Origin of the sequence: Streptomyces sp. NBC_01351, assembly GCF_036237315.1 — a bacterium.
GTDB lineage: Bacteria > Actinomycetota > Actinomycetes > Streptomycetales > Streptomycetaceae > Streptomyces.
Window position 1 is genome coordinate 8,048,868 of sequence record NZ_CP108356.1, and the last position, 19,537, is coordinate 8,068,404.

18 protein-coding genes and 1 pseudogene are annotated in these 19,537 nt (G+C 70.4%); 10 read left to right on the forward strand and 9 right to left on the reverse strand.

The window, feature by feature from the left end; translation table 11 throughout:
- Positions 1 to 649: 649 nt before the first annotated feature.
- The 3 genes from OG625_RS36965 to OG625_RS36975 all read right to left on the reverse strand — a co-directional run bounded on the left by OG625_RS36965 (position 650) and on the right by OG625_RS36975 (position 3,518).
- Positions 650 to 1,864 carry an MFS transporter gene (locus OG625_RS36965; protein ID WP_329389715.1) on the reverse strand — a complete coding sequence of 405 codons (1,215 nt, stop codon included), beginning with the start codon at positions 1,862 to 1,864 and terminating at the stop codon, positions 650 to 652.
- A 1-nt stretch (position 1,865) separates the two neighbouring features.
- Positions 1,866 to 3,233 (reverse strand): NAD(P)-binding domain-containing protein, encoded by a 1,368-nt coding sequence (locus OG625_RS36970; RefSeq protein ID WP_329389716.1) that lies wholly within the window; start codon positions 3,231 to 3,233, stop codon positions 1,866 to 1,868.
- Positions 3,234 to 3,296: 63 nt separating this feature from the next.
- Positions 3,297 to 3,518 (reverse strand): hypothetical protein, encoded by a 222-nt coding sequence (locus OG625_RS36975; protein ID WP_329389718.1) that lies wholly within the window; start codon positions 3,516 to 3,518, stop codon positions 3,297 to 3,299.
- A gap of 49 nt (positions 3,519 to 3,567) precedes the next feature.
- On the opposite strand from OG625_RS36975, the pseudogene OG625_RS41490 reads away from it, so the two are divergent.
- The 3 genes and pseudogenes from OG625_RS41490 to OG625_RS36990 form a co-directional block, all read left to right on the forward strand.
- A pseudogene (locus OG625_RS41490) lies at positions 3,568 to 3,771 on the forward strand (hypothetical protein); the annotation flags it as partial.
- A 70-nt stretch (positions 3,772 to 3,841) separates the two neighbouring features.
- A complete protein-coding gene (locus tag OG625_RS36985) occupies positions 3,842 to 4,168 on the forward strand; it encodes an ArsR/SmtB family transcription factor (RefSeq protein ID WP_329389720.1) in 327 nt (108 codons plus the stop codon).
- Positions 4,158 to 4,658, forward strand: coding sequence for a GNAT family N-acetyltransferase (locus tag OG625_RS36990; protein ID WP_329389722.1), 501 nt, complete (start codon positions 4,158 to 4,160; stop codon positions 4,656 to 4,658). Before OG625_RS36985 ends, OG625_RS36990 begins: the two co-directional genes overlap by 11 nt.
- A gap of 141 nt (positions 4,659 to 4,799) precedes the next feature.
- Here the strand turns inward: OG625_RS36990 and OG625_RS36995 are convergent, their stop codons facing one another.
- The 3 genes from OG625_RS36995 to OG625_RS37005 form a co-directional block, all read right to left on the reverse strand.
- Positions 4,800 to 5,840, reverse strand: coding sequence for an ArsO family NAD(P)H-dependent flavin-containing monooxygenase (locus tag OG625_RS36995; protein WP_329389724.1), 1,041 nt, complete (start codon positions 5,838 to 5,840; stop codon positions 4,800 to 4,802).
- Positions 5,837 to 6,631: an MIP/aquaporin family protein gene (locus OG625_RS37000; RefSeq protein WP_329389726.1), complete on the reverse strand. Its 795-nt coding sequence runs from the start codon at positions 6,629 to 6,631 to the stop codon at positions 5,837 to 5,839. The genes OG625_RS36995 and OG625_RS37000 overlap by 4 nt, the downstream gene beginning before the upstream one ends.
- Before the next feature lie 82 nt (positions 6,632 to 6,713).
- A complete protein-coding gene (locus tag OG625_RS37005; protein WP_329389729.1) occupies positions 6,714 to 7,028 on the reverse strand; it encodes an ArsR/SmtB family transcription factor in 315 nt (104 codons plus the stop codon).
- 71 nt (positions 7,029 to 7,099) lie between these two features.
- On the opposite strand from OG625_RS37005, the gene OG625_RS37010 reads away from it, so the two are divergent.
- The 3 genes from OG625_RS37010 to OG625_RS37020 all read left to right on the forward strand — a co-directional run bounded on the left by OG625_RS37010 (position 7,100) and on the right by OG625_RS37020 (position 9,040).
- Positions 7,100 to 7,519, forward strand: coding sequence for an arsenate reductase ArsC (locus tag OG625_RS37010; RefSeq protein WP_329389731.1), 420 nt, complete (start codon positions 7,100 to 7,102; stop codon positions 7,517 to 7,519).
- 54 nt (positions 7,520 to 7,573) lie between these two features.
- The gene (trxB, locus tag OG625_RS37015) at positions 7,574 to 8,515 is read left to right on the forward strand and encodes a thioredoxin-disulfide reductase (RefSeq protein ID WP_329389733.1); all 942 of its coding nucleotides are present in this window, start codon (positions 7,574 to 7,576) and stop codon (positions 8,513 to 8,515) included.
- Positions 8,516 to 8,599: 84 nt separating this feature from the next.
- Positions 8,600 to 9,040, forward strand: a complete 441-nt coding sequence (locus OG625_RS37020) for a hypothetical protein (RefSeq protein WP_329389735.1) — start codon at positions 8,600 to 8,602, stop codon at positions 9,038 to 9,040.
- Positions 9,041 to 9,279: 239 nt separating this feature from the next.
- Here the strand turns inward: OG625_RS37020 and OG625_RS37025 are convergent, their stop codons facing one another.
- Positions 9,280 to 10,113 (reverse strand): PIG-L family deacetylase, encoded by an 834-nt coding sequence (locus OG625_RS37025; protein ID WP_329389737.1) that lies wholly within the window; start codon positions 10,111 to 10,113, stop codon positions 9,280 to 9,282.
- Positions 10,114 to 10,559: 446 nt separating this feature from the next.
- Here OG625_RS37025 and OG625_RS37030 point away from each other — a divergent pair, with 446 nt between their 5' ends.
- Entirely contained in the window at positions 10,560 to 11,474 is a 915-nt protein-coding gene (locus tag OG625_RS37030; RefSeq protein WP_329389739.1) for a hypothetical protein, read from the forward strand.
- 83 nt (positions 11,475 to 11,557) lie between these two features.
- Here OG625_RS37030 and OG625_RS37035 read toward each other — a convergent pair whose 3' ends face one another.
- The gene (locus tag OG625_RS37035; protein WP_329389741.1) at positions 11,558 to 15,379 is read right to left on the reverse strand and encodes an nSTAND1 domain-containing NTPase; all 3,822 of its coding nucleotides are present in this window, start codon (positions 15,377 to 15,379) and stop codon (positions 11,558 to 11,560) included.
- Between the two features lie 395 nt (positions 15,380 to 15,774).
- Here OG625_RS37035 and OG625_RS37040 point away from each other — a divergent pair, with 395 nt between their 5' ends.
- Both OG625_RS37040 and OG625_RS37045 read left to right on the forward strand, forming a co-directional pair.
- The gene (locus tag OG625_RS37040) at positions 15,775 to 16,431 is read left to right on the forward strand and encodes an RICIN domain-containing protein (RefSeq protein ID WP_329389743.1); all 657 of its coding nucleotides are present in this window, start codon (positions 15,775 to 15,777) and stop codon (positions 16,429 to 16,431) included.
- A gap of 256 nt (positions 16,432 to 16,687) precedes the next feature.
- The gene (locus OG625_RS37045) at positions 16,688 to 17,317 is read left to right on the forward strand and encodes a class I SAM-dependent methyltransferase (RefSeq protein WP_329389745.1); all 630 of its coding nucleotides are present in this window, start codon (positions 16,688 to 16,690) and stop codon (positions 17,315 to 17,317) included.
- Between the two features lie 348 nt (positions 17,318 to 17,665).
- On the opposite strand, the gene OG625_RS37050 is transcribed toward OG625_RS37045, so the two are convergent.
- The gene (locus OG625_RS37050) at positions 17,666 to 18,796 is read right to left on the reverse strand and encodes an NADH:flavin oxidoreductase (protein ID WP_329389748.1); all 1,131 of its coding nucleotides are present in this window, start codon (positions 18,794 to 18,796) and stop codon (positions 17,666 to 17,668) included.
- 220 nt (positions 18,797 to 19,016) lie between these two features.
- Between OG625_RS37050 and OG625_RS37055 the strand changes: the two genes are divergently transcribed.
- Complete coding sequence (locus tag OG625_RS37055) at positions 19,017 to 19,520, forward strand: MarR family winged helix-turn-helix transcriptional regulator (protein ID WP_329391264.1); 504 nt, start codon at positions 19,017 to 19,019, stop codon at positions 19,518 to 19,520.
- Positions 19,521 to 19,537 lie beyond the last annotated feature (17 nt).

The window sequence follows — 19,537 nt, forward strand, 5'->3', positions numbered from 1 at the left end:
CGCCGACTGGGCGTCTGCCGGCACCGGACTCCAGCTCCCCCCCCGCCCGTCGCTCCCAACTCGTCTTGGACCACTACCTCGAAGCCCTCTTCCGCAAGCCCGGGGCCTTCCCCGGCGCGATCGCGCTGGAACAGGCCCGTTCAGCAGGTGGGTTCCTCGGGCGGCTGGTCCGGGCGGATCCCTGTGAGGGACAATGCTCGGTATGACGACTTGAAGAGCACCGGCCGGGCGACAGCATTGGCGCAAGGTCGGGAGCTGGGACACGGTTCCCGACGGTGATCGATGGGTGTGCGCCGCCTGCGGAACGCCCGTCCGCTCGTACCAGTACCGCTTCTATCCGCCCGAGTCCTCCATGTTCGAGCGGTGCATCGGACTCGCCTGGTGTTCCAGTTGCAGGATCTACTCCGGAAACATGGTGTACGTCCCGCGGAAGCGAGTACTGGTCGACCTCCTCGCCTCTCTCCCTTCCGATGAGCGAGAGAGGATCATGCGTTCGGAAAGGCGAGTGGTCGAATTCCTGGACCGCCAGACCCGGGGCGGCAGAGGTTAGGGTCGGCGGCGTGCGGCGACCAGGAGAGGCCGCGCGCGTAGCAGCAGCGGTTTCCCCGTAGTCGCTGCAACAGGTGTGGTGTATCGCCGGTTAGGTGGGTTATTCGCTGTGGGGACGGGCCCCGAGGGCCGTGACTGCGGCAGTGATCGACACCGCGGCGAGCAGTGCGAACAGTGCGGGGTAGCCGCCGAGGGGTCCGGCCAGGACTGCGCCGGCGAAGGGGGCGAGGGCGGCTGCGGCGTGGGCTGGTGCGCCGAGGAGTCCGGAGAGTCGGCCGTAGTGGGTGGTGCCCCAGCGGTCGGTGACGGCGGTGGCCTGGAGGAGGGTGAGGTTGCCCCGGATCACCCCGGCAAGGACGGATACCACGATGAGTAGGGCGTAGGGGCCGGCCACGGTGGCGAGGGCTGCGGTGGTGAGGGCGCCGAGCGCGACCAGGGTGACGGTGCGGGCGGTGACACCGAAGTGGCGCGAGAGGGTCGCGTACAGGGTGCGGCCGAGAGTCTGGCCCGCGCCTCCGAGTCCGAGGGCCCACGCGGCTTCGGTGATGGTGTAGCCGCGTTCGAGGAGCAGGGGGACGAGGCCGATGACGACGGCGTACATCGCGAACGCCGAGAGGGTGAAGGTGACGGCCAGCATCCAGAACGCCCGGCTCCGCACCACCCCCTCGTGGCCGCCGGTGAGGTGCGGCGGGCTCGGAGGGGCGGGCGGCCAGGGGGCTTTGAGGGCGAGGGCGTGGGCCGGGACGGTGAGCACCGCGAGGATGCCGGCGAGGACTGTGTAGGTGGCGCGCCACGACATGTGGTCGGCGAGGATCGCGGTGAGGGGTGCGAAGACGGTGGAGGCGAGTCCGCCGGCGAGGGTGACGATGGTGAGGGCGCGGATGTGGTCGGGGGCCCACCAGCGGGTGAGGGCGGCGAAGGCGGGCTGGTAGAAGATGGCGGCCATCGCCGCTCCGGCCAGCAGCCATCCGGCGAAGAAGACGGCCAGGTTGGGGGCTGCGGCGATCACCAGCAGGCTCAGGGAGCCCAGGACAGAGCCTGCCGTCATGACGGTGCGGGGCCCGCGGTGGTCCAGGATGCGGCCCACGTAGATCCCGGCGATGGCGGAGACGACGAGGGCTGAGGAGAAGGCTGCGGTGGTCGCGCCCGTGCTCCAGCCGGTATCGGCGGTGATGGCGGGGTTGAGGACGGGGAAGGCGTAGTAGACGATGCCCCAGCTGGTGATCTGGGTGAGGCAGAGGGCGGGCAGGACGGCGCGGGGCCGCGACAGGACCCCCGTCCCGGTCGCGGCCCCGCCGCTTTGAAAGTCGGTCACCTCAGCAGCCGCCGGAGGCGGCGGGCGCGGCGCCGATGGTGAGGGTGGCCGGGGCTGCGCAGCAGCCGCCCCCGTCGTTCTGCTCGGAGGCTTCCGGCTCGTCGAAGAGGCCCGCGCCACCGCACACGCCCGTCTCGGGGAGGGTGAGTTCGACGCGTTCGGCCGCTCCGCGGTCGCCGGCGAAGGCGGCCGCGATGGAGCGGACCTGCTCGTAACCGGTCATTGCGAGGAAGGTCGGGGCGCGCCCGTAGGACTTCATGCCGACGAGGTAGACGTCCTTCTCCGGGTGGGAGAGCTCGTTCACGCCGTGCGGGTAGACCGTGCCGCAGGACTGCTGGTTCGGGTCGATCAGCGGCGCCAGTTCGACCGGCGCCTGGAGGCGCTCGTCGAGACCGAGACGCAGCTCGTCCAGGAAGCCGAGGTCGGGGCGGAAGCCGGTCAGGACGATGACCTCGTCGACCGGCTCCAGGCGACGCCCGTCCTCCCCGACGAGGACCATGCGGCCCTCGCCGTCACGCTCGAAGGCATCTGTGCGGAAGCCGGTGACGGCGTCGGCGTACCCGCCGTCGACGGCGGCCTTCGCGGCGAGACCGAGAGCCCCGCGGGCGGGCAGCTGGTCGGCCTCGCCACCTCCGAAGGTGGAGCCGGAGATCCCGCGGCGCAGGAGCCACGTCGCGTGCGTGCCCGTGCCGTCGGCAGACTTGGCGAGGTCGGCGAGGTAGGCGAGGGCCGTGAAGGCGGAGGCGCCGGAGCCGATGACGGCGGTCCGCTTTCCGGCGTAACGGGCGCGGACGGCCGGGTCCTTGAGATCCGGGATGCGGTAGGTGATGCGATCCGTCAACGCCTTCTCACCGACGGCGGGCAGGCCGCTGCCGCCCGCCGGGCTGGGGGTGGACCAGGTGCCGGAGGCGTCGATGACCGCGCGGGCCAGGACCCGCTGCTCGCGGCCGTCGGCGCTCTCGTAGTGGACGAGGAAGGGCTGGGCCTCGCGGTCGGCGTCGACGACGCGGTCGCGGCCGGTGCGGGAGACGCCGGTGACGTGGGCGTCGTAGCGCACCTGCTCGCCGAGGACGTCGGCCAGCGGCTGGAGGTAAAGGTCGGCCCAGTCTCCACCGGAGGGGTAGGTGGCCTCGGCAGGCTTGGTCCACCCGGTTGGGGCCAGGAGCTTCTCGGCGGCCGGGTCGACGACCTCGCCCCAACGCGAGAACAGCCGCACATGGGCCCACTCGCGCACGGCGGCCCCGGCAACCGGGCCGGCTTCCAGGACGAGGGGTTCCAGGCCGCGGTCGACGAGGTGGGCTGCGGCCGCGAGTCCGACGGGTCCGGCCCCGATGACGACGACGGGCAGCTCGGTGGTGGTCTCGCTCATGGCATGTCTCCGGGTCTTCTTGCAGGCAGGCAGGCAGGCAGGCGGTTGGGCGGTGCTTGGTGGTCAGCAGCAGCCGGCGCCGGCGCCGGCGCCGGTCGCGACGGCTTCGCGCTTGGCCTGCGGGTCGCAGCAGGCTCCGGCTGCTTCCGCGCCCTTGCTGGTGCCACAGCACGGTGAGGACTGGGCGGGGGCCACGTCTGCGGCGGGCTGTGCGGGGGAGGGGCCGCAACAGGAGCCTGCCGTCGCGGTGTGGTTTGGGCTGGTGGGGGTGACCGGCTCGTTCATGACGACTCCCTGGTGTTTCGAAGTTTGTCGATGGCTTCGCGTGATCAGCATGCCCTCTGTATCGACAGGCGTCAACATAGACATTCATCTAATTCTTGGAGGGTTGTCGTGGAGCACCTGCAAGCCGTCGTTATGGGAGGCCGGCAGTCGGGACCGGCGTCCGCGTATGCAGGCCCTCGGGCGTCCCGTCCGCCTGCGCCTGTTCTCCGCCGTCGCCTCCCGCGAGAGCGGGGAAGCGTGCGTGTGTGACATCTGGTGTAGGGCCGCGTGTGGGGTGCGTACTACTGGCGCCCGCGACATTCATCGATTATCGTCGATAAACGATGAAGACCAGCCTGCCGCTCAGTGAAGAAGACGCCCACACGTACGCGGGCTGGTTCAAAGCCCTGGCCGATCCCACCCGTGTACGGCTGCTCCACCTGCTGGCCGGCGAGGACCGCGCGATGAGCGTGGGCGAGATCGTCACGCGGGCCGAGGTCGGCCAGTCGACGGTCTCGCACCACCTCAAGATCCTCGCCGAGGCGCGGTTCGTGCTCGCCGAGAAGCAGGGCACCTCCACCCTCTATACGGTCAACCACACCTGCCTGACCGTCTTCCCCCGCGCCATACGCGCGATCCTCGGCGAAGAGGTACCGGCCAATGGCTGCTGAGATCAATATTGCGGCGCTGGCGCCGACGCACGCGGAGCAAGTACGGGCGATCTACCAGTCCGGGATCGACGAAGGCAACGCCACCTTCGAAACCACCGCCCCGACCTGGGAGGCATTCGACGACGCCAAGCTGCCGGACCACCGCTTCGCCGCGACGGACGAGGGCGGCAACGTCCTTGGTTGGATCGCCGTGACCGCGGTATCGGATCGATGCGCTTACGCGGGCGTGGTCGAGCATTCCGTGTACGTCGACCCGGCCGCGCGAGGCCGTGGCGTCGCCCGCGCTCTGCTCCAGGCGCTGATCGCCTCGACCGAAGCGGCGGGCATCTGGACGATCCAGTCCGGCATCTTCCCCGAGAACGCTGCCAGCCTCGCCGTCCACGCACGCGCCGGCTTCCGGGTCATCGGCACACGTGAGCGCATCGGCCGCCACAACGGTGTCTGGCGCGATGTGGTCTTGCTCGAGCGCCGGAGCCCGCTGATCAGCTGAGCCCGCTGTTCAGGGTGACTCGGCGGCGCAGGGAGTCAGTGCCGACTCGCTGACGCTGCGGGGCAGCCGCGCGAAGACGTGGGCGAGGACGAGCAGCACCCGCACGATCATGTAGCCGAGGAGCCCGCCCCCGGGGCGGTTTCAGGCGCTGAGGAGCTCGGCGATCTCGCGGGCGGCTCCGCGTGCCGTACGGCCGACACCGATGAGGGTGGAGGAGGCCGGGCCGGTCCAGTCGCCGTAGCCGAGGAGGTGGATGCGCGGGTCGGCGACGGCGCGGGTGCCCTCGGTGGGGATGCGGCCGCCCTCGGTGCTCAGGCGCAGTGGAGACAGGTGCGAGAGCGTGGGGCGGAAGCCCGTGCACCAGATGATCGCGTCGCAGGGCCAGGTGCTGCCGTCGGCCCAGCGGGCGCCGTCCGCCGTCAGGCTGTCGAACATCCGGTGGTCCGGGATGAGTCCGGCGTCGCGGGCGGCTCGGACGGGCGGAACGGCGACGATGTCGCCGAGTTCGGAGATGCGGGGTCCGCCGGACTGGACGCGCCGGGTGGCGAGTTCGAAGAGGGCACTGCCGTCGATCTCGTCCGGGAGGTAGCGGGCCGAGCGCCGGGTGACCCAGCGGACGGTGGCGTGCGGGGCGAGGTCGGCGGCGATTTGGGCACCGGAATTGCCGCCGCCTACGACGATCACGCGCTGGCCCGCGTAGTCCCAGGGACTGCGGTAGTCCACCGTGTGGTGTTGGCGGCCCTGGTAGTGCTCACGGCCGGGGACGGCGGGCAGCAAGGGACGCCACCAGGTGCCGGTCGCGCTGATCACGACGCGGGCCGTGAAGGCGCCGGAGTCCGTCTCGACGCGGAGGAGAGGGGCCTGGTCACGGACCGCCTCGACGCGGACGCCCCGCTGCATGGGGAGTTCGTACCGCTTCTCGTAGTCGGCGAGGTACTCCAGTACGTGGGAGACGTCCGGGAACGTCTTGCCCTCCTGCGCCGGCATGAGCCGGCCGGGCAGGGAGGAGTAGGCGGCCGGGGAGAACAGGTGCAGCGAGTCCCAGGCGTGCTGCCACGCTCCGCCCGGGGAGGCCTGGGCGTCGAGGATGGTGAAGTCGATGCCCGCCCTGCGCAGGTAGTAGCCGGCGGCGAGCCCAGCCTGGCCGCCGCCGACCACCACCACATCAGCGTGCTGCGTCATGCCGCCGGCTGCCCGTCGTCGGTCTTGCCGCGCATGAAGATGACCGCGACCAGGGCCAGGCCCACGACCGCACCCGCCAGCTGCGCGCCGACGAACGCCGGCACGGAGGCGGGGGCAATTCCCGCGAAGGTGTCGGTGAAGGCGCGGCCGATGGTGACGGCCGGGTTGGCGAAGGAGGTGGACGAGGTGAACCAGTACGCGGCGCCGATGTACGAGGCGACCGCGACGGGCGCGAAGCGGAGGCGGTCGGTGCGGGCCAGGCCGAAGATCAGAAGGATCAGGCCCGCCGTGGCGACGACCTCGCCGAGGAGGAGGTTCCCGGCGGAGCGGTCGTGGGTGGACCACTTCACCAGCGGCTCGCCGAACATCGCGTCCGCGAGGATCGCTCCCGCGACCGCGCCGACGATCTGGGAGGGCACGTAGACGGCGAGCTCGCGGGCGTTGACGCCCGCCCCGCCGCGGCGGGCGGTCCACCACTCGGCCAGGGTGACGGCCGGGTTGAAGTGGGCGCCTGAGACCGGGCCGAGGAGGACGATCAGCACGCCGAGGCCGAACACCGTGGCGGTGGAGTTGGCCAGGAGCTGGAGCGCCACGTCCTGGGACAGCTCGGTGGCCTGGATGCCGGAGCCGACCACGACCGCCACGAGGGTGGCCGTGCCGACCAGCTCGGCGGCGGCTCGGGCGACGAGCGGGGTGCGAGGTGGGGTCGCGCCGGGTGCGGGCTGGGGCGCGTCGGCGGCTGTGACGGGCTCCGCTGCGGGGGCAGTGCCGACGGGCTCGGTGGCGGTCAAGGCGGGTTCTCCTCGGGCAGGTGAGGCACAAGAGCTGCTAAGGGCTACGGGCTACGGGCTGCGGGCTGCTACGGGCCACGGGCTACGGGCAGGACCGCTTGAGGTTCGCTTCGGCGGTGGCGCGCGCGGTCTGGGCCAGGTCGGCGAACTGACCGGCGATGGCTTCGATGACCTCCGGGCGCAGGCGGTAGTACGTGAACCTCCCGCATGGCTCCGTCTCCACGACCCCCGCCTCGCGCAGCACCTTCAGGTGGTTCGAGAGGTTCGTCTGCTTGGCACCCGTCTCTTCCACGAGGTGGGTGGTGCAGAGCGTCTCCTTGGCCAGGAGGGTCACGATCTGGAGCCTGAGCGGGTCGGCCAGAACCCGGAGCAGATCAGTGTCGACTGACGTCATCATGTGCTGATACTGTCACATCACTCGGGGCTGATACCAGTCCGGGCTGAGTCATTGGATTGAAGGAAGAGACGATGTCCTCCACCCCGCTCGCGTCCGTGCTGTTCGTCTGCATCCACAACGCGGGCCGCTCCCAGATGGCAGCCGGGTTCCTGCGCCACCTCGCCGGCGACCGCGTCGAGGTCCGCTCGGCCGGCTCCGTGCCCGGCGAGCAGATCAACCCCTCGGCCGTCGCCGCGATGGCCGAGCTGGGCATCGACATCTCCGACCAGAAGCCGAAGGTCCTCACTCCCCAGGCCGCGCAGGCGTCCGACTACATCATCACGATGGGCTGCGGCGACGCCTGCCCGTACTTCCCCGGCAAGACCTACCTCGACTGGCAGCTCGAGGACCCCGCCGGCCAGGGCGTCGAGGCCGTCCGGCCCATCCGCGACGAGATCAAGGGCCTCATCGAGGGCCTGATCGCCGAGATCGACGCCAAGTCGAAGGCCTGAGGCGCACGACGTGACCGAGGCGACCCGACCGATGACGTACGCAACGTCATCGTCATGGGCTCCGGCCCCGCCGGATACACCGCCGCCCTCTACACCGCCCGCGCACAGCTCAAGCCCCTGCTCTTCGGCAGCTCCATCTTCGTGGGCGGCTCCCTCACCACGACCACCGAGGTGGAGAACTTCCCCGGCTTCCCCGACGGGGTCGACGGGCCCGACCTCATGGTCGACATGCGGGCCCAGGCCGAGAAGTTCGGCGCCGAGATGATCGACGACGACATCGTTTCCGTCGACCTCACCGGCGACATCAAGGAAGTCACCGACTCCGAGGGCACCGTCCACCGCGCGAAGTCCGTGATCATCGCGACCGGCTCCGGCTACCGCAAGCTCGGCCTCCCCAGGGAAGACGACCTCTCCGGCCGCGGGGTCTCCTGGTGCGCCACCTGCGACGGGTTCTTCTTCCGCGACCGTGACATCGTCGTGGTCGGCGGCGGCGACACCGCCATGGAAGAGGCCACCTTCCTCACCCGCTTCGCCCGCTCGGTCACCATCGTCCACCGCCGCTCCGCCCTGCGTGCCTCCAAGGTCATGCAGAACCGGGCGTTCACCGACGACAAGATCTCTTTCGCCTTCGACAGTGAGATCGCCGAGATCAAGGAAACAGGCGGCATGCTCTCCGGGGTCGTCCTGCGCGACACCTTCACCGGCAAGCTCCGCGCCCTGGACGTCACCGGCCTGTTCATCGTGATCGGACACGACCCGCGCACCGAGCTGTTCACCGGACAGGTCGACCTCGACGACGACGGTTACATCCAGGTCGCCTCGCCCTCGACCCGTACGAACATCCCCGGCGTCTTCGCCGCCGGCGACGTCGTCGACCACACCTACCGCCAGGCCATCACCGCAGCCGGCTCCGGCTGCGCCGCGGCCCTCGACGCCGAGCGCTACCTCGCCGCCCTCGGCGACCAGGTGCAGGACGCAGCCGAAGTCCTGGCTTGAACGGCCAGGCGCTGTTGGCCGGTGTTTGAGACATCGCCGGGGCCTTGGTGCGTGGGGTGGCGGCCGAGCAGGTAGTTTGCTCGGGTGAGTCTCCTTGATGATGTGGCCGAGCGCGACGGCTGGCAGTGCTGGGTATGTGATGAACCCGTCGACCCCGACGAGTCGGTGAACGACCCGCGGGGGCCCAGCGTCGACAGCCGGACCGCCGACCGGAAGGCCAAGGTCGCCGAGCGGCTCGCGCACCGCGGGTGCAACAGCCGCAAGGGCGCGGTCAAGGTGGTCATCGCCTGGCCGGAGCGCCTGTACGTAGTCGAACCCGCGCCGCTGATCGCCGTGGCCGAGAGGCTGGAACGCAAGGGCGGCCGCGAGATGGTGGGCCGTTGTCCGACCAGGAAGGACGCCCAAGAAGCGGCGGATTGGCTGGTGGACCGGTTCTCCCGACTGGCACCGGGGCTGCCGGTGACCGCCGACATCCAGGCCGGCGGCGGCCAGTTCCTCGTCATCCTGGCCACCGGCCGCCGCTGACCGGGACGGTTGCCTCCAGCGGGGGACCGCAGGTGCGACCGGAGGTGTGATCCCCCAAACCGACGACTGTCCCTTTGCCCAGGCCAGCCCCCGTGGGCAGGCCCCTTCCGGAAAGCGACACCCCTTCTCCACGCGGTAGCCGTGGAGAAGGGGAGCGGCTCACTGCCCGGCCGACGGTGAGGTCGAGATGCCACCCGTGTGGCCGTTGAGCCTTCCCGGGCACCCGTCGGACGGGCGGATCAGCGCAGTCCGGCGAAGAGATCGTTCTCGGGTACGCCCGCGCCGGTGGCGTCCTGGACACGTACGAAGGTCTCCGTGCCCATCAACTCGCCGAACCTCTCCTTGCCCATCTTGAGAAAGAAGATGCTCTCGCCCTGACTGGCGTGCGCGGCCAGCGCGTCGAACTTCTGACCGCTGAACGCGGTGGTGTCCACCCACGTGGTGATCTCGTCGTCGGGGAGGCCGATCTCGGCGAGCGCGGCGGCCTCGGCAGGATCCGGCTCCGGCATGTCCTCATGAAACTCGTGCATGATCTCGCCGAACCGCTGCATCCCCGAGCGGGGCATCGTCGTCCAGTACACCTTCGGTGTCAGCGAGGTCATCTTCAGTGCAGCCATCGTGATCCTGTGGGCCTGGATGTGGTCGGGGTGGCCGTAGAAGCCGTTCTCGTCGTAGGTGACGACGACATCGGGTCGGTAGTGCCGCATGAGTTCCGCAAGTCGGGCAGCGCCTTCCTCCACGGGGGTCTGCCAGAAGGATCCGGGGGCATCGTTGCTCGGCCAGCCCATCATCCCGGAGTCGGCATAGTCCAGCATCTCCAGATCGCTGACCTGCAGGACGTCACAGCTCTCCTTGAGTTCTTGACGGCGCATCAAGGCGACGGCCGCCGGATCGTGCCCGGGATCGCCCGGCTTGACACCCCCCGGTCCGTCACCGCAACCGCCGTCGGTACACGTCACGAGAACCGTGCGGATGCCTTCCGCCGCGTACCGCGCGAGGATCCCTCCGGTTCCGGTGGCCTCGTCGTCGGGGTGGGCGTGCACTGCCATCAGCGTCAATGGGCGGTCAGCCATGAAACGGTCCTCCTGCAGAAATACTTCTTGGTCCGAGTGCGCGGCGGGCGTACCGCGATCACGGGGCCCGGATCCTGGCGGGGCGGGCGACCTTGTGGTCCCCGTGTTCCCCGCCCGTGCGTCGCCGGTCCCTCGGTCGATACAACCGCGCCGACCGGACCGGCTGTTCCCGGCGCGGCCGTTCGGCCTTCCAGGCGCCGGCGTTTCCACGTGAACGAGGTACGGGCGAGACCTGCACGCGCCTCAATGCCACGTCGGATCCGACCTCGGTCCGATGGCTTGGCCGGCGAGTTGCGGGTTCTGGCACGCATTCCGGATGCTGTTGGCGATCTTCACCCGGCCCGCTGTGGTGCGTGGCCGGTTTCGTCCCCACCTTCTTCCCCTACCGCCCTGGGGTCACCGACTCTGACCGGATGGCGGACCTGAGCCGAGTGAGGAGAACCGGCATGAGCGGTATGGGCAACAGGGGGCAGGGGAACGTCGCTGCCAGCGGCGCGCAGGCGTCGGAGGTCCCCGTCCCCGACGGTATGACGGCGTTCGACGGCATCTACGATCAGCCGGATCCCCGGGCCTATTTCCGGGCGTTGGGCCCACTGGAGTACCAGGCGCCCCATCACGGACAGAGTGTCTTCCGGCGGGCGGTCGCGGCCCGCACGCGGACAGCCCGCGCGGCGGAACCGGTGACCGTGCTGGACATCTGCTGCTCGTACGGCATCAACGCCGCCCTCCTCAACCATGAGGTGACACTGGACGACCTCTATGCCCACTACACGTCGCCGCAGGCCACCGCGTTGACCACAGCCGAACTGATCGAATGGGATCGCGGCTACTACGCGGCTCGTCGGCGCCATGACCCGGCCCGGGTGATCGGACTGGACATGGCCACGAACGCCATCTCCTACGCGTGCGAGGTCGGCCTGCTGGAGCAAGGCTTCGCCGAGAACCTCGAAAGCGCGCCTCCCTCTCCCGCCCTGCTCCGCGCCGCGCGGCACGCCCGGCTGATCACGATCACCGGAGGGGCTACCTTTCTGTCCCCCCGCACCTTCCAACCGATCCTGGCCTGTGCCCAGGACCCGGTGTGGGTCGCGGCCTTCGTGCTGCGCACCACGTCGTACGAGTCCATCGCCGCATGCCTGGCTTCGTACGGCCTGGTCACCGAGAAGGCCGCCACGCACACGTTCCGGCAACGACGTTTCACAGACGCGGACGAACAGCGATACGCCGTCCAAGTGGTGACCGCGGCCGGCGACGACCCGTACGGGAAGGAGACCGACGGCTATTTCCACACGATGCTGCACTTGTCGCGCCCCCCGGAAGACGCGACGGCATGGCCGCTGACCGACCTGACGCCGAGTCCGTGAGCCCAGCCCAGCCCTGCCCGCACTCCCAGGGGTTCTGACAGTCCGAGCAGCGTCACCTGTGTCCGGCGTGAGCCCGTGCGGGATCACCTGGCCGCGTGGGCCGTTCGCGGGCAGGTCTCCCGGTACGGCGCCTCGCGGATGTGGTCACGCCAATGGATGCGGTCCAGGCCGCCGCCGAGGCGGGAGCACAGGGCCGCCGCCACGTCCTCCGGAGCGATCGGGTGTGCCAGTGGCGGGGTGTACCGGCTCTGGGAGCGGAGCGTACGGTCGTCCGGTCCGAAGGTCAGGCGCGTGACCTCGTCCCCGGGGCCGAGCAGGGTGGTGCCCAGGGCCTTGCGGGATTCCACGTCCCACAGGCGGATCCGGCCCAGTTCGTCACCGGTCGCGAGGGTAGTGCCGTCATGGGAGAAGGCCAGTGCGGTAACGGGCGCGGGTTCGCCGGCCGCGGTGGGCAGACCGTCGCTGAGTACTCCCAGCCGCTGGGTGAGAACGCCGTTCAACAGCGTGACGCGGCCGACACCGTCGGACAGCGCGAAAAGGCTTCCGTCCGTGCTGAACGCCAGCGCCGAGCCGAGCTCTCGCTGCGATGTCGGCCTCAGGACGGCGCCCTCGGGCAGCATGACCACGGCTCCGTCACCGAGTACGAGCAGCTTCCCGTCGGGCCTGACCGCCATGGCGGACGGGCCGCCGGGGAACTCCGCGATCCGTTGTCGGCGCGTGAGGTCCCACAATGTCGAGGAATCCCCGGCGAGGATGGCGTAGACGACCGGTTTTCCGTCTTGCAGGACCGGTTCGAGGGCCAGGACCGCCCTGGCTCCGGCGGGCACCGGCAGGTCCGGCAGCGCCCTTCGGCCCCGGACGTCCCACAGCCTGACCGCCGTGTCCTGTGCATCCCGCAAGCTGTAGGCGAAGAGGCTTCCATCGGGGCTGAACGTGCCTCGGGCCAGATCGGTGAGACCCTCGGGCGGAACCTGCGGCAGGCTCAACGGCGGCAGCCGTACTCCCGGTCCGGCCGCACCCTCGGTGACGGGACGCTGCTCGAAGACGTGGTCCGCGCCCTCCCTGCGCATGGTGATCGTGTGAGCGCCGTCGGGGCTGGTGTACACGGGGTCTGCGGGAAGCCGGGACCACGGGGTCTGCATGGCCTGGCCGAGTGCGATGGTGGCCACGCTCAGGCTTCCCGCCCGGAGGTAGCGGAGCTTGCCCTCCGCGGCGTCGAAGCGGATGTCCGTGGGCATCTCGTTCGGCAGCGGCTGGGAGAAGACGAGCGAAGTCTTTCCGTGGTCGTCGGTCCGCCAGAGCAGGACAGCGTCCTTGCGGAGTGCGGCGAGGAAGGTCCCGTCGGCGCTGAAGGACAGCTCGGTGACATCGCGTGCGGGGATCTCCGCGCCGGAGTTGTCCGCTTCGGCGTCCAGACCGATCAGCCGTATGCCGGTGGCGAGTTTCAGGGCCAGCTTCCCCCCGTCGGGACTGAAGTGGAGCGTCCCCCTCGGGCATGCGCCGCCAGGAAGGCGCAGAAGGTGTGGATCGGGCGCCGTGACCCGCTTGCGCTGGGTCACGTCCCAGATCTCGACGCCGCCGCCGGGCGCGCACAGGGCCAGGCGCCGCCCGTCCGCGCTGAGGGCGACATCGAAGCCGTCATCGGCCGCGTCGGCGGCGAGCACCAGACTCCTGGTGGGGACGTCCCACACCTCCGCCCGCCCCTGCACAGCCGCTGCCAGCAGTCGGCTGCCGTCGCCCCACGACGTGCTGGTCACCGCCGACTTGTTCTCCCTCACGATTGTGTTGCGGGTACCGGCGACGATGTCCCACAGGCGGATCTCCGTCGGCTTGAAGGGCTGATCGTTGATGCGCCCGCCCGCTGTCGTCACGACGGCCCACCGTCCGTCCGGACTGGGCCGTAACCGCCCGCTGTTGTCCAGGTTCTCCAAGTCACGTGACTGAATGGGCGGAAGCGGCTTGGGAGCACCGTCGACCGCGTGCGTGGCGGTACGGTGCCCCGTGCGCAGGTCCCACTGCTCCACCTCGCCCTCCTTGTGCAGGATGAGGGTGGTGCCGTCCGGTCCGAGCCATCCGCTCTGCCGCTGTACGTCGCCCGTGGAGAGCTGAATGTCGGGCTCCGCACGGTTGGTGTGAGCCGCGTACAGGGCCGCCTTCGTCTCCGGCGTACGGGCGATGCTCCAGGCCGCGAGGCCGAGGCGGGCCGCGGTGACCGGGTCGGTGGCCCTCAGGCTGTCCGCGACGGCCGACGCGTGCAGGGCAGCGGTCAGCAGCCGGCGCTCCACGCCCGAACGATTCTGCTGCCAGGCGACGGTCCCCGCAAGGACAGCCAGTACCGCGAGCAGCGATATCGTCGCCCGGGCCGTCCGCCGGCGGCGGATGGTACGGCGATGGGTGGCGGTGCCGGCCGCGAGGAAGTCGGTCTCGAGAGTGGTGAGTTCACTCCGGCCGCCCGGCGTCGTGAAATCACGCAGCTGGGTCAGGCGTATGGGGGAGATCCGCACCCCGGGGTCCCGGCCGACGGACTCCCACGCATCGGCGGCCTCGGTCAGCCAGCGATGCAGGCGCAGCTTCTCGCGGTCCGCCTCGATCCATCCGTGCAGCCGGGGCCAGGCCGTGATCAGGGTCTCGTGGGCAAGGTCGACGGTTTCCTCGCCAAGGGTGATCAGGCGGGCCCGGGCCAGCATCTCCAGGACCGCGGGCATCTGACCGCTGTTGCCGATGGCTTCGAACTCGGCACGGGTGGTGGGGCGGCGGGTGTCGGGCGCGCCGTCGCCCGGGGTGATCAGCCGCAGCATCACCTGCCGGGCGGTCTCGGCCTGGTGCATGTCCATGGCCTCGTACGCCGCTTCGGCGCTCTGGGCGATGGCGCCGCGCATGCCGCCCGCCCGCTCGTACGCCTCCAGGGTGAGGGTACGGCCGCGGCGGCCGCGCCAGGTCTCCAGCAAGGCGTGGGAGAGCATCGGCAGCCCGCTGGTGTGGGTGGCGACCTCTTCGACGAGGGCTTCGGTCAGGGCGCGTTCGACGACGAGTCCGCAGGCGGCGGCCGGCTTGGTGATCGCCTGGCGGAGCTCGGTCGGAGTCATCCGGCCGACCGGCAGGCTCGCGTCCTGGATCGAGGCCGCGAGGCCCGCGTGATCGAGGCAGCGGGCGTAGAAGTCCGCCCGGACTCCCAGCACCACGCGCAGCCGCCCACCCAGGTTCCCGGCTTCGAGGAGGGCGTCGATGAACTGGGCTCGCTCCACCTCGTCGTGACAGAGCGTGAAGAGCTCCTCGAACTGATCGACCACGAGCCACGTGTCGCCGGCGGCATCGGCGGCATCCGCGGGGACCAGGGCGGAGCCGTGGGTGGCGAGTGGATGCTCCCCCGGGGTGAGGATGCGGATCGCGGCCGGGCGTGGCAGCCCGTGCGAGCCGGCATCGCGCAGCCGGGGAATGAGACCTGCCCGCAGCAAGGAGGATTTCCCGCTGCCGGAGGCACCGAAAACCGCGACCACCCGGTGCTCGTTCGTGAGGACCGAGAGATCGTCGATCAGCCGATCGCGGCCGAAGAAGAGCGCGTGGTCACCCGGCTCGAAGCGGGCCAGGCCCCGGTAGGGAGCCCGCTCATCAGACCGGTCCTGCGCCCTGGCAGCGGTCAGCTCATCGGAAACCTGTTGCCAGCGTGCCTCCCACTCCTGGGGGTCGCCCCCGCACGCGGTTACGTACGCCAGCACGACGGGCAGCGTCGGCAGCTGCTCTCCGCCAGCGGCACGGGACAGCGTGGCGACCGAGTAGGGGCTGCGGCGCGCCATCGCACCGTAGGTGGGCCCGCCCGCCTCCTGCCGGAGCTTGCGCAACGCGAACGCGAAGCCGGCCACCGGTCCCGACGCCGCGTCGAGCGGCTTCTCCTGACGCCCCACCATGCCCCCTGTGCATCCCTCGGACCGTCCCGGTCCGACAGCCCACCATCGGACTCAAGCGCACCACAAGGCGCAATCCCGCCCTCTACCGGCGCCTTCGCCCCGCTACCTCGCCTCTCCGCCCCGAGGTGTCCGCCGCTCGGTTCGCGGTCGTCCGCGTACGAGGGGAGCCGTGACCGGGCGCCCGGCCCCCCGGCCCTCCGTGACTGACGTGATCTGGTGCGACAGCGTTCGCAGGAACTCGTTGTTTCGGCCGACGATCCGTGCTGCGCAACAACCCTTGTCCTGCGAAGACTTGAGGCGAAGCGAACGGGAACGGCCACTTGAGCCGCCTATGGGGCCAACCCCCGGGCCTAGTGGAACCGCCCCTTCGACCGTCTCTCACGAGAGGACTCTGCATGACACACATACGTCGAACGCCAGGAGGACGGCTGTTCCGGATCGCCGCGGCGGTCTTCGCGGCATCCGTCCTCACACTCGGGGGAGCGGGCACCTCGACGGCGGGAACCTCGCCGTCCGCGGCTGTCTCCCAGCCCGGCCAGCCCGCGTCCTCGCCTCCCCAGCCCACGACGTCAGGGGCGCAGTCCTCGGACACGCTCGCCCGGTCCGGCACTGCCCAGATCGCAGGCGCCCAGGCCGTCTACACCCGCCGGCTCCAGAGCGTGGCCACTGGCCTGTGCGTGGACGACAGCAACGCCGGCCTGCGCCACTTCGGTTGCCAGGACCGATGGGGTCAGTACGCCAACTTCCAGAAGTTCGACCTCATCCAGCAATGGTCCGGGGGCCCCTACGTCCTCAGGAACTGGGCCACCGGCCTGTGCGTGGACGACAGCAACGCCGGCTTGCGCCATTTCGGTTGCCAGGACCAGAGCGGTCCGTACGCCAACTACCAGCGGTTCAGCCTGACCTATGCCCCGGACGGGAACGCCCGCTTCCAGAACTGGGCCACAGGCCTGTGCATCGATGACAGCAACGTCGGCCTGCGGCACTTCGACTGCCAGAACCAGAGCGGCCCGTACGCCGGCTACCAGCGTTTCCGTCTCGCCTCCTACTAGGAGCCACGACCTCCGTGCGGTGCGGCTCGGGGGGACCGCACCGCACGGAGTCTCGGGCTGGTCCACGCGTATGCCGGCCACCGAACCGCTCAGGAAGACTGCCCCGTCCGTGCACCTCACAGCCGGTTCGGCAACGGGTGGGCGGCGGTCACCGGTCGCGGCTGGTGTGTGCCTTCATGGGAGCACCGACGGCGTAATCGTCAGGCTTTGGGGGAAGACAGCGGCGCGCGTACGGACGGGTGTTAGCTTCCTTCCCATGGTGCAGCACCAGGAACAAACCAGGGTGGCCTACGATGGAGTCGTCGAGCTGTATGCGTCGATGTTTGCCAATCGGCTGGAGACGCAGCCGTTCTCGCGGAACATGATCGGCACCTTCGCCGAGCTGGTGGGCGGGACGGGAATCCCGCGGGCGGCCGACGTCGGGTGCGGACCTGGACATCTGACGGCCATGCTGCACGACTTGGGGCTGGATGCCTTCGGACTGGACCTCTCCCCGGCCATGGTCGCCCACGCCCGGCGGGCCCATCCGGCGCTGCGGTTCGACGAGGCGCGGATGGAGGCTCTGCCGGTCGAGGACGGCGCGCTCGGCGGTGTGCTGGCCCATTACTCAATGATCCATACCCCGCCCGGGGAACTGCCCGCGCTGCTTGCCGAGCAGGTGCGTGTCCTGGCGCCCGGGGGCCTGCTCCTGGTCTCATTCTTCGCGACCGACGGACCGGAGCCGGTCCGCTTCGACCACAAGGTGACGCCTGCCTATAGCTGGCCGGTGGACCGGTTCGCCGAATTGCTGGCCGGGGCTGGGCTCGTCACGGTCGCCCGGCTGATCCACGACCCGGCCTCCGAGCGGGGCTTCCTCGACGCCCACTTGCTGGCCCGCCTGCCCTAGAGCGGGGTGATGGACGCCTGATCATCTGCCAGGGCACCGTTGGCGTGGCCTCGATCCGCATCTGGCTCCAAGATCCCGACACATGATCACGGATCAGGCTGTGGTTTGTCCTGTCACGGTGCAGCTGTGCACTCACAGCCGGCACATCGAAGACGGACCACACCATCCACGGACGGGATGCCCAGTCCGGCACGGCACTCGCCGGTTTCCGCGGATTGGCGATGGGTGGCACCGGCGAGGCTCGGGGATCTTTAGCCGGAAGGCGAACGCCCCGTGACCTCGGCGGACCGAGGTCACGGGGCGTCCTCGGACCGGCCGTCCGGACGGCTTCCGATTACCGGCTACCGGCTACCGGCTGAGCGACCTGAGCGCCGCCGCGTCGTACGGCTTCAGCTCGTCGAAGCGGTTGCCGAGGACCTTCGCCGCCCACTGCGGGTCCTGGAGCAGCGCCCGGCCGACGGCGACCATGTCGAACTCGTCGCGTTCCATGCGGTCCAGGAGGTTGTCGATGTCGCCGAGCGCCGCACCCTCGCCGGCGAAGGCGCGGAGGAAGTCGCCGTCGAGGCCGACCGAGCCGACGGTGATGGTCGGCCGGTCGGTGAGCTTCTTGGTCCAGCCCGCCAGGTTCAGGTTCGAGCCCTCGAACTCCGGCAGCCAGTAGCGCCGGGTGGAGGCGTGGAACGCGTCGACGCCAGCCGCCGCCAGCGGGGCCAGGATCGCCTCCAGCTCCTGCGGGGTCTGCGCGAGCCGTGCGTCGTAGGCCTCCTGCTTCCACTGGGAGTAGCGGAAGATCACCGGGAAGTCGGCCGGGACGCGCTCGCGGACCGCGGCCACGATCTCCGCGGCGAACTTCGTACGGGCCACCGCGTCGCCGCCGTAGGCGTCGGTGCGGCGGTTGGTCCGCTCCCACAGGAACTGGTCGAGCAGGTAGCCGTGAGCGCCGTGCAGTTCGACGCCGTCGAAGCCGATCCGCTCGGCCGCCGCGGCGGCGTCGGCGAACGCGCCGATGACGTCGTCGAGGTCGGCGCGGGTCATCGCCCTGCCGGTCCCCTCAGTGCCGTCGACGCGGATGCCGGAGGGGCCGACGGCGGGGGCGTCGGCATACGGTGCCTCGCCCTGCTTGCGCACCATGCCTATGTGCCACAGCTGGGGCACGATCGTGCCGCCCGCCTCGTGCACGGCCGCGGCGACCTTCGCCCACCCCGCCAGCTGGTCCTCGCCGTGGAACCGCGGCACCCGGTCGCTCTGCCCGGCGGAGTCGTGACCGACGTAGGTGCCCTCGGTGACGATCAAGCCCACACCCGCGGCGGCCCGGCTCGCGTAGTACGACTGCACGTCCTCGCCGGGCACACCGCCGGGGGAGAACATCCGCGTCATCGGCGCCATCGCGATGCGGTTGGGGACGGTCAGGCCGTTCAGCTTGACGGGCCGGGACAGGATCTCGGCCGCGCGGGAGGCGGTGGACGTGGTGACGGTCATGCGGGTCCTCCGGGTTGAGGCTGTGGCTCGTCGGATGACAACGAGAAGTGCATAGTACACATGCTATGTATCATGCATATTGCACCGTCCGGCCGTCGTGAGGCGCTGCCCACAGGCCGAGCCGTGCAGGGGTCCGCCGGTCCCCGGGTTACACGTCCGCGATAATGGAGCGCCAAAAGGAGCGGGAGGCGCAGTGCTGGAGAAACTGGAGCGGGAGCTGATGCTGCTCTCGCGGCACCAGGTGCTGGCCCGGCGCGAGCGCGACCCCGAACGCCTGGAGCGGTCGGCGTACCTGCTGCTCAGCCGGATCGACACACAAGGCCCCATGACCATAGGGCAGTTGGCAGAGGCCTTCGGGCTCGATACCTCGACCGTCAACCGCCAGACGGCCGCACTGCTGCGCTGCGGACTGGCCGAACGCGTCGCGGACCCGGAAGGCGGCATGGCCCGCAAGCTGCGCATCACCGTTGACGGCGGGCGCCGGCTCGCCGAAGACCGTGAGGTCAACCAGTCCTGCCTGGCCCGGGTGGTCGCCGGCTGGTCCCCTGAGGAAGTGCGGGAGCTGGAGGACGTCCTGGTCCGGCTCAACCGCAGCGCCGAGGCCCTCGAAGGACGGTACTGGCCGCGCACGGAGGAAGACGACACCCGCGCCGCATGCCACCCACCGGCCAGGCAGGAACCCCCGACTCGTGCTCCGCAGGTACCCGCGACTCCCGCGCCGTAAGAACGCCCGTGGCCCGC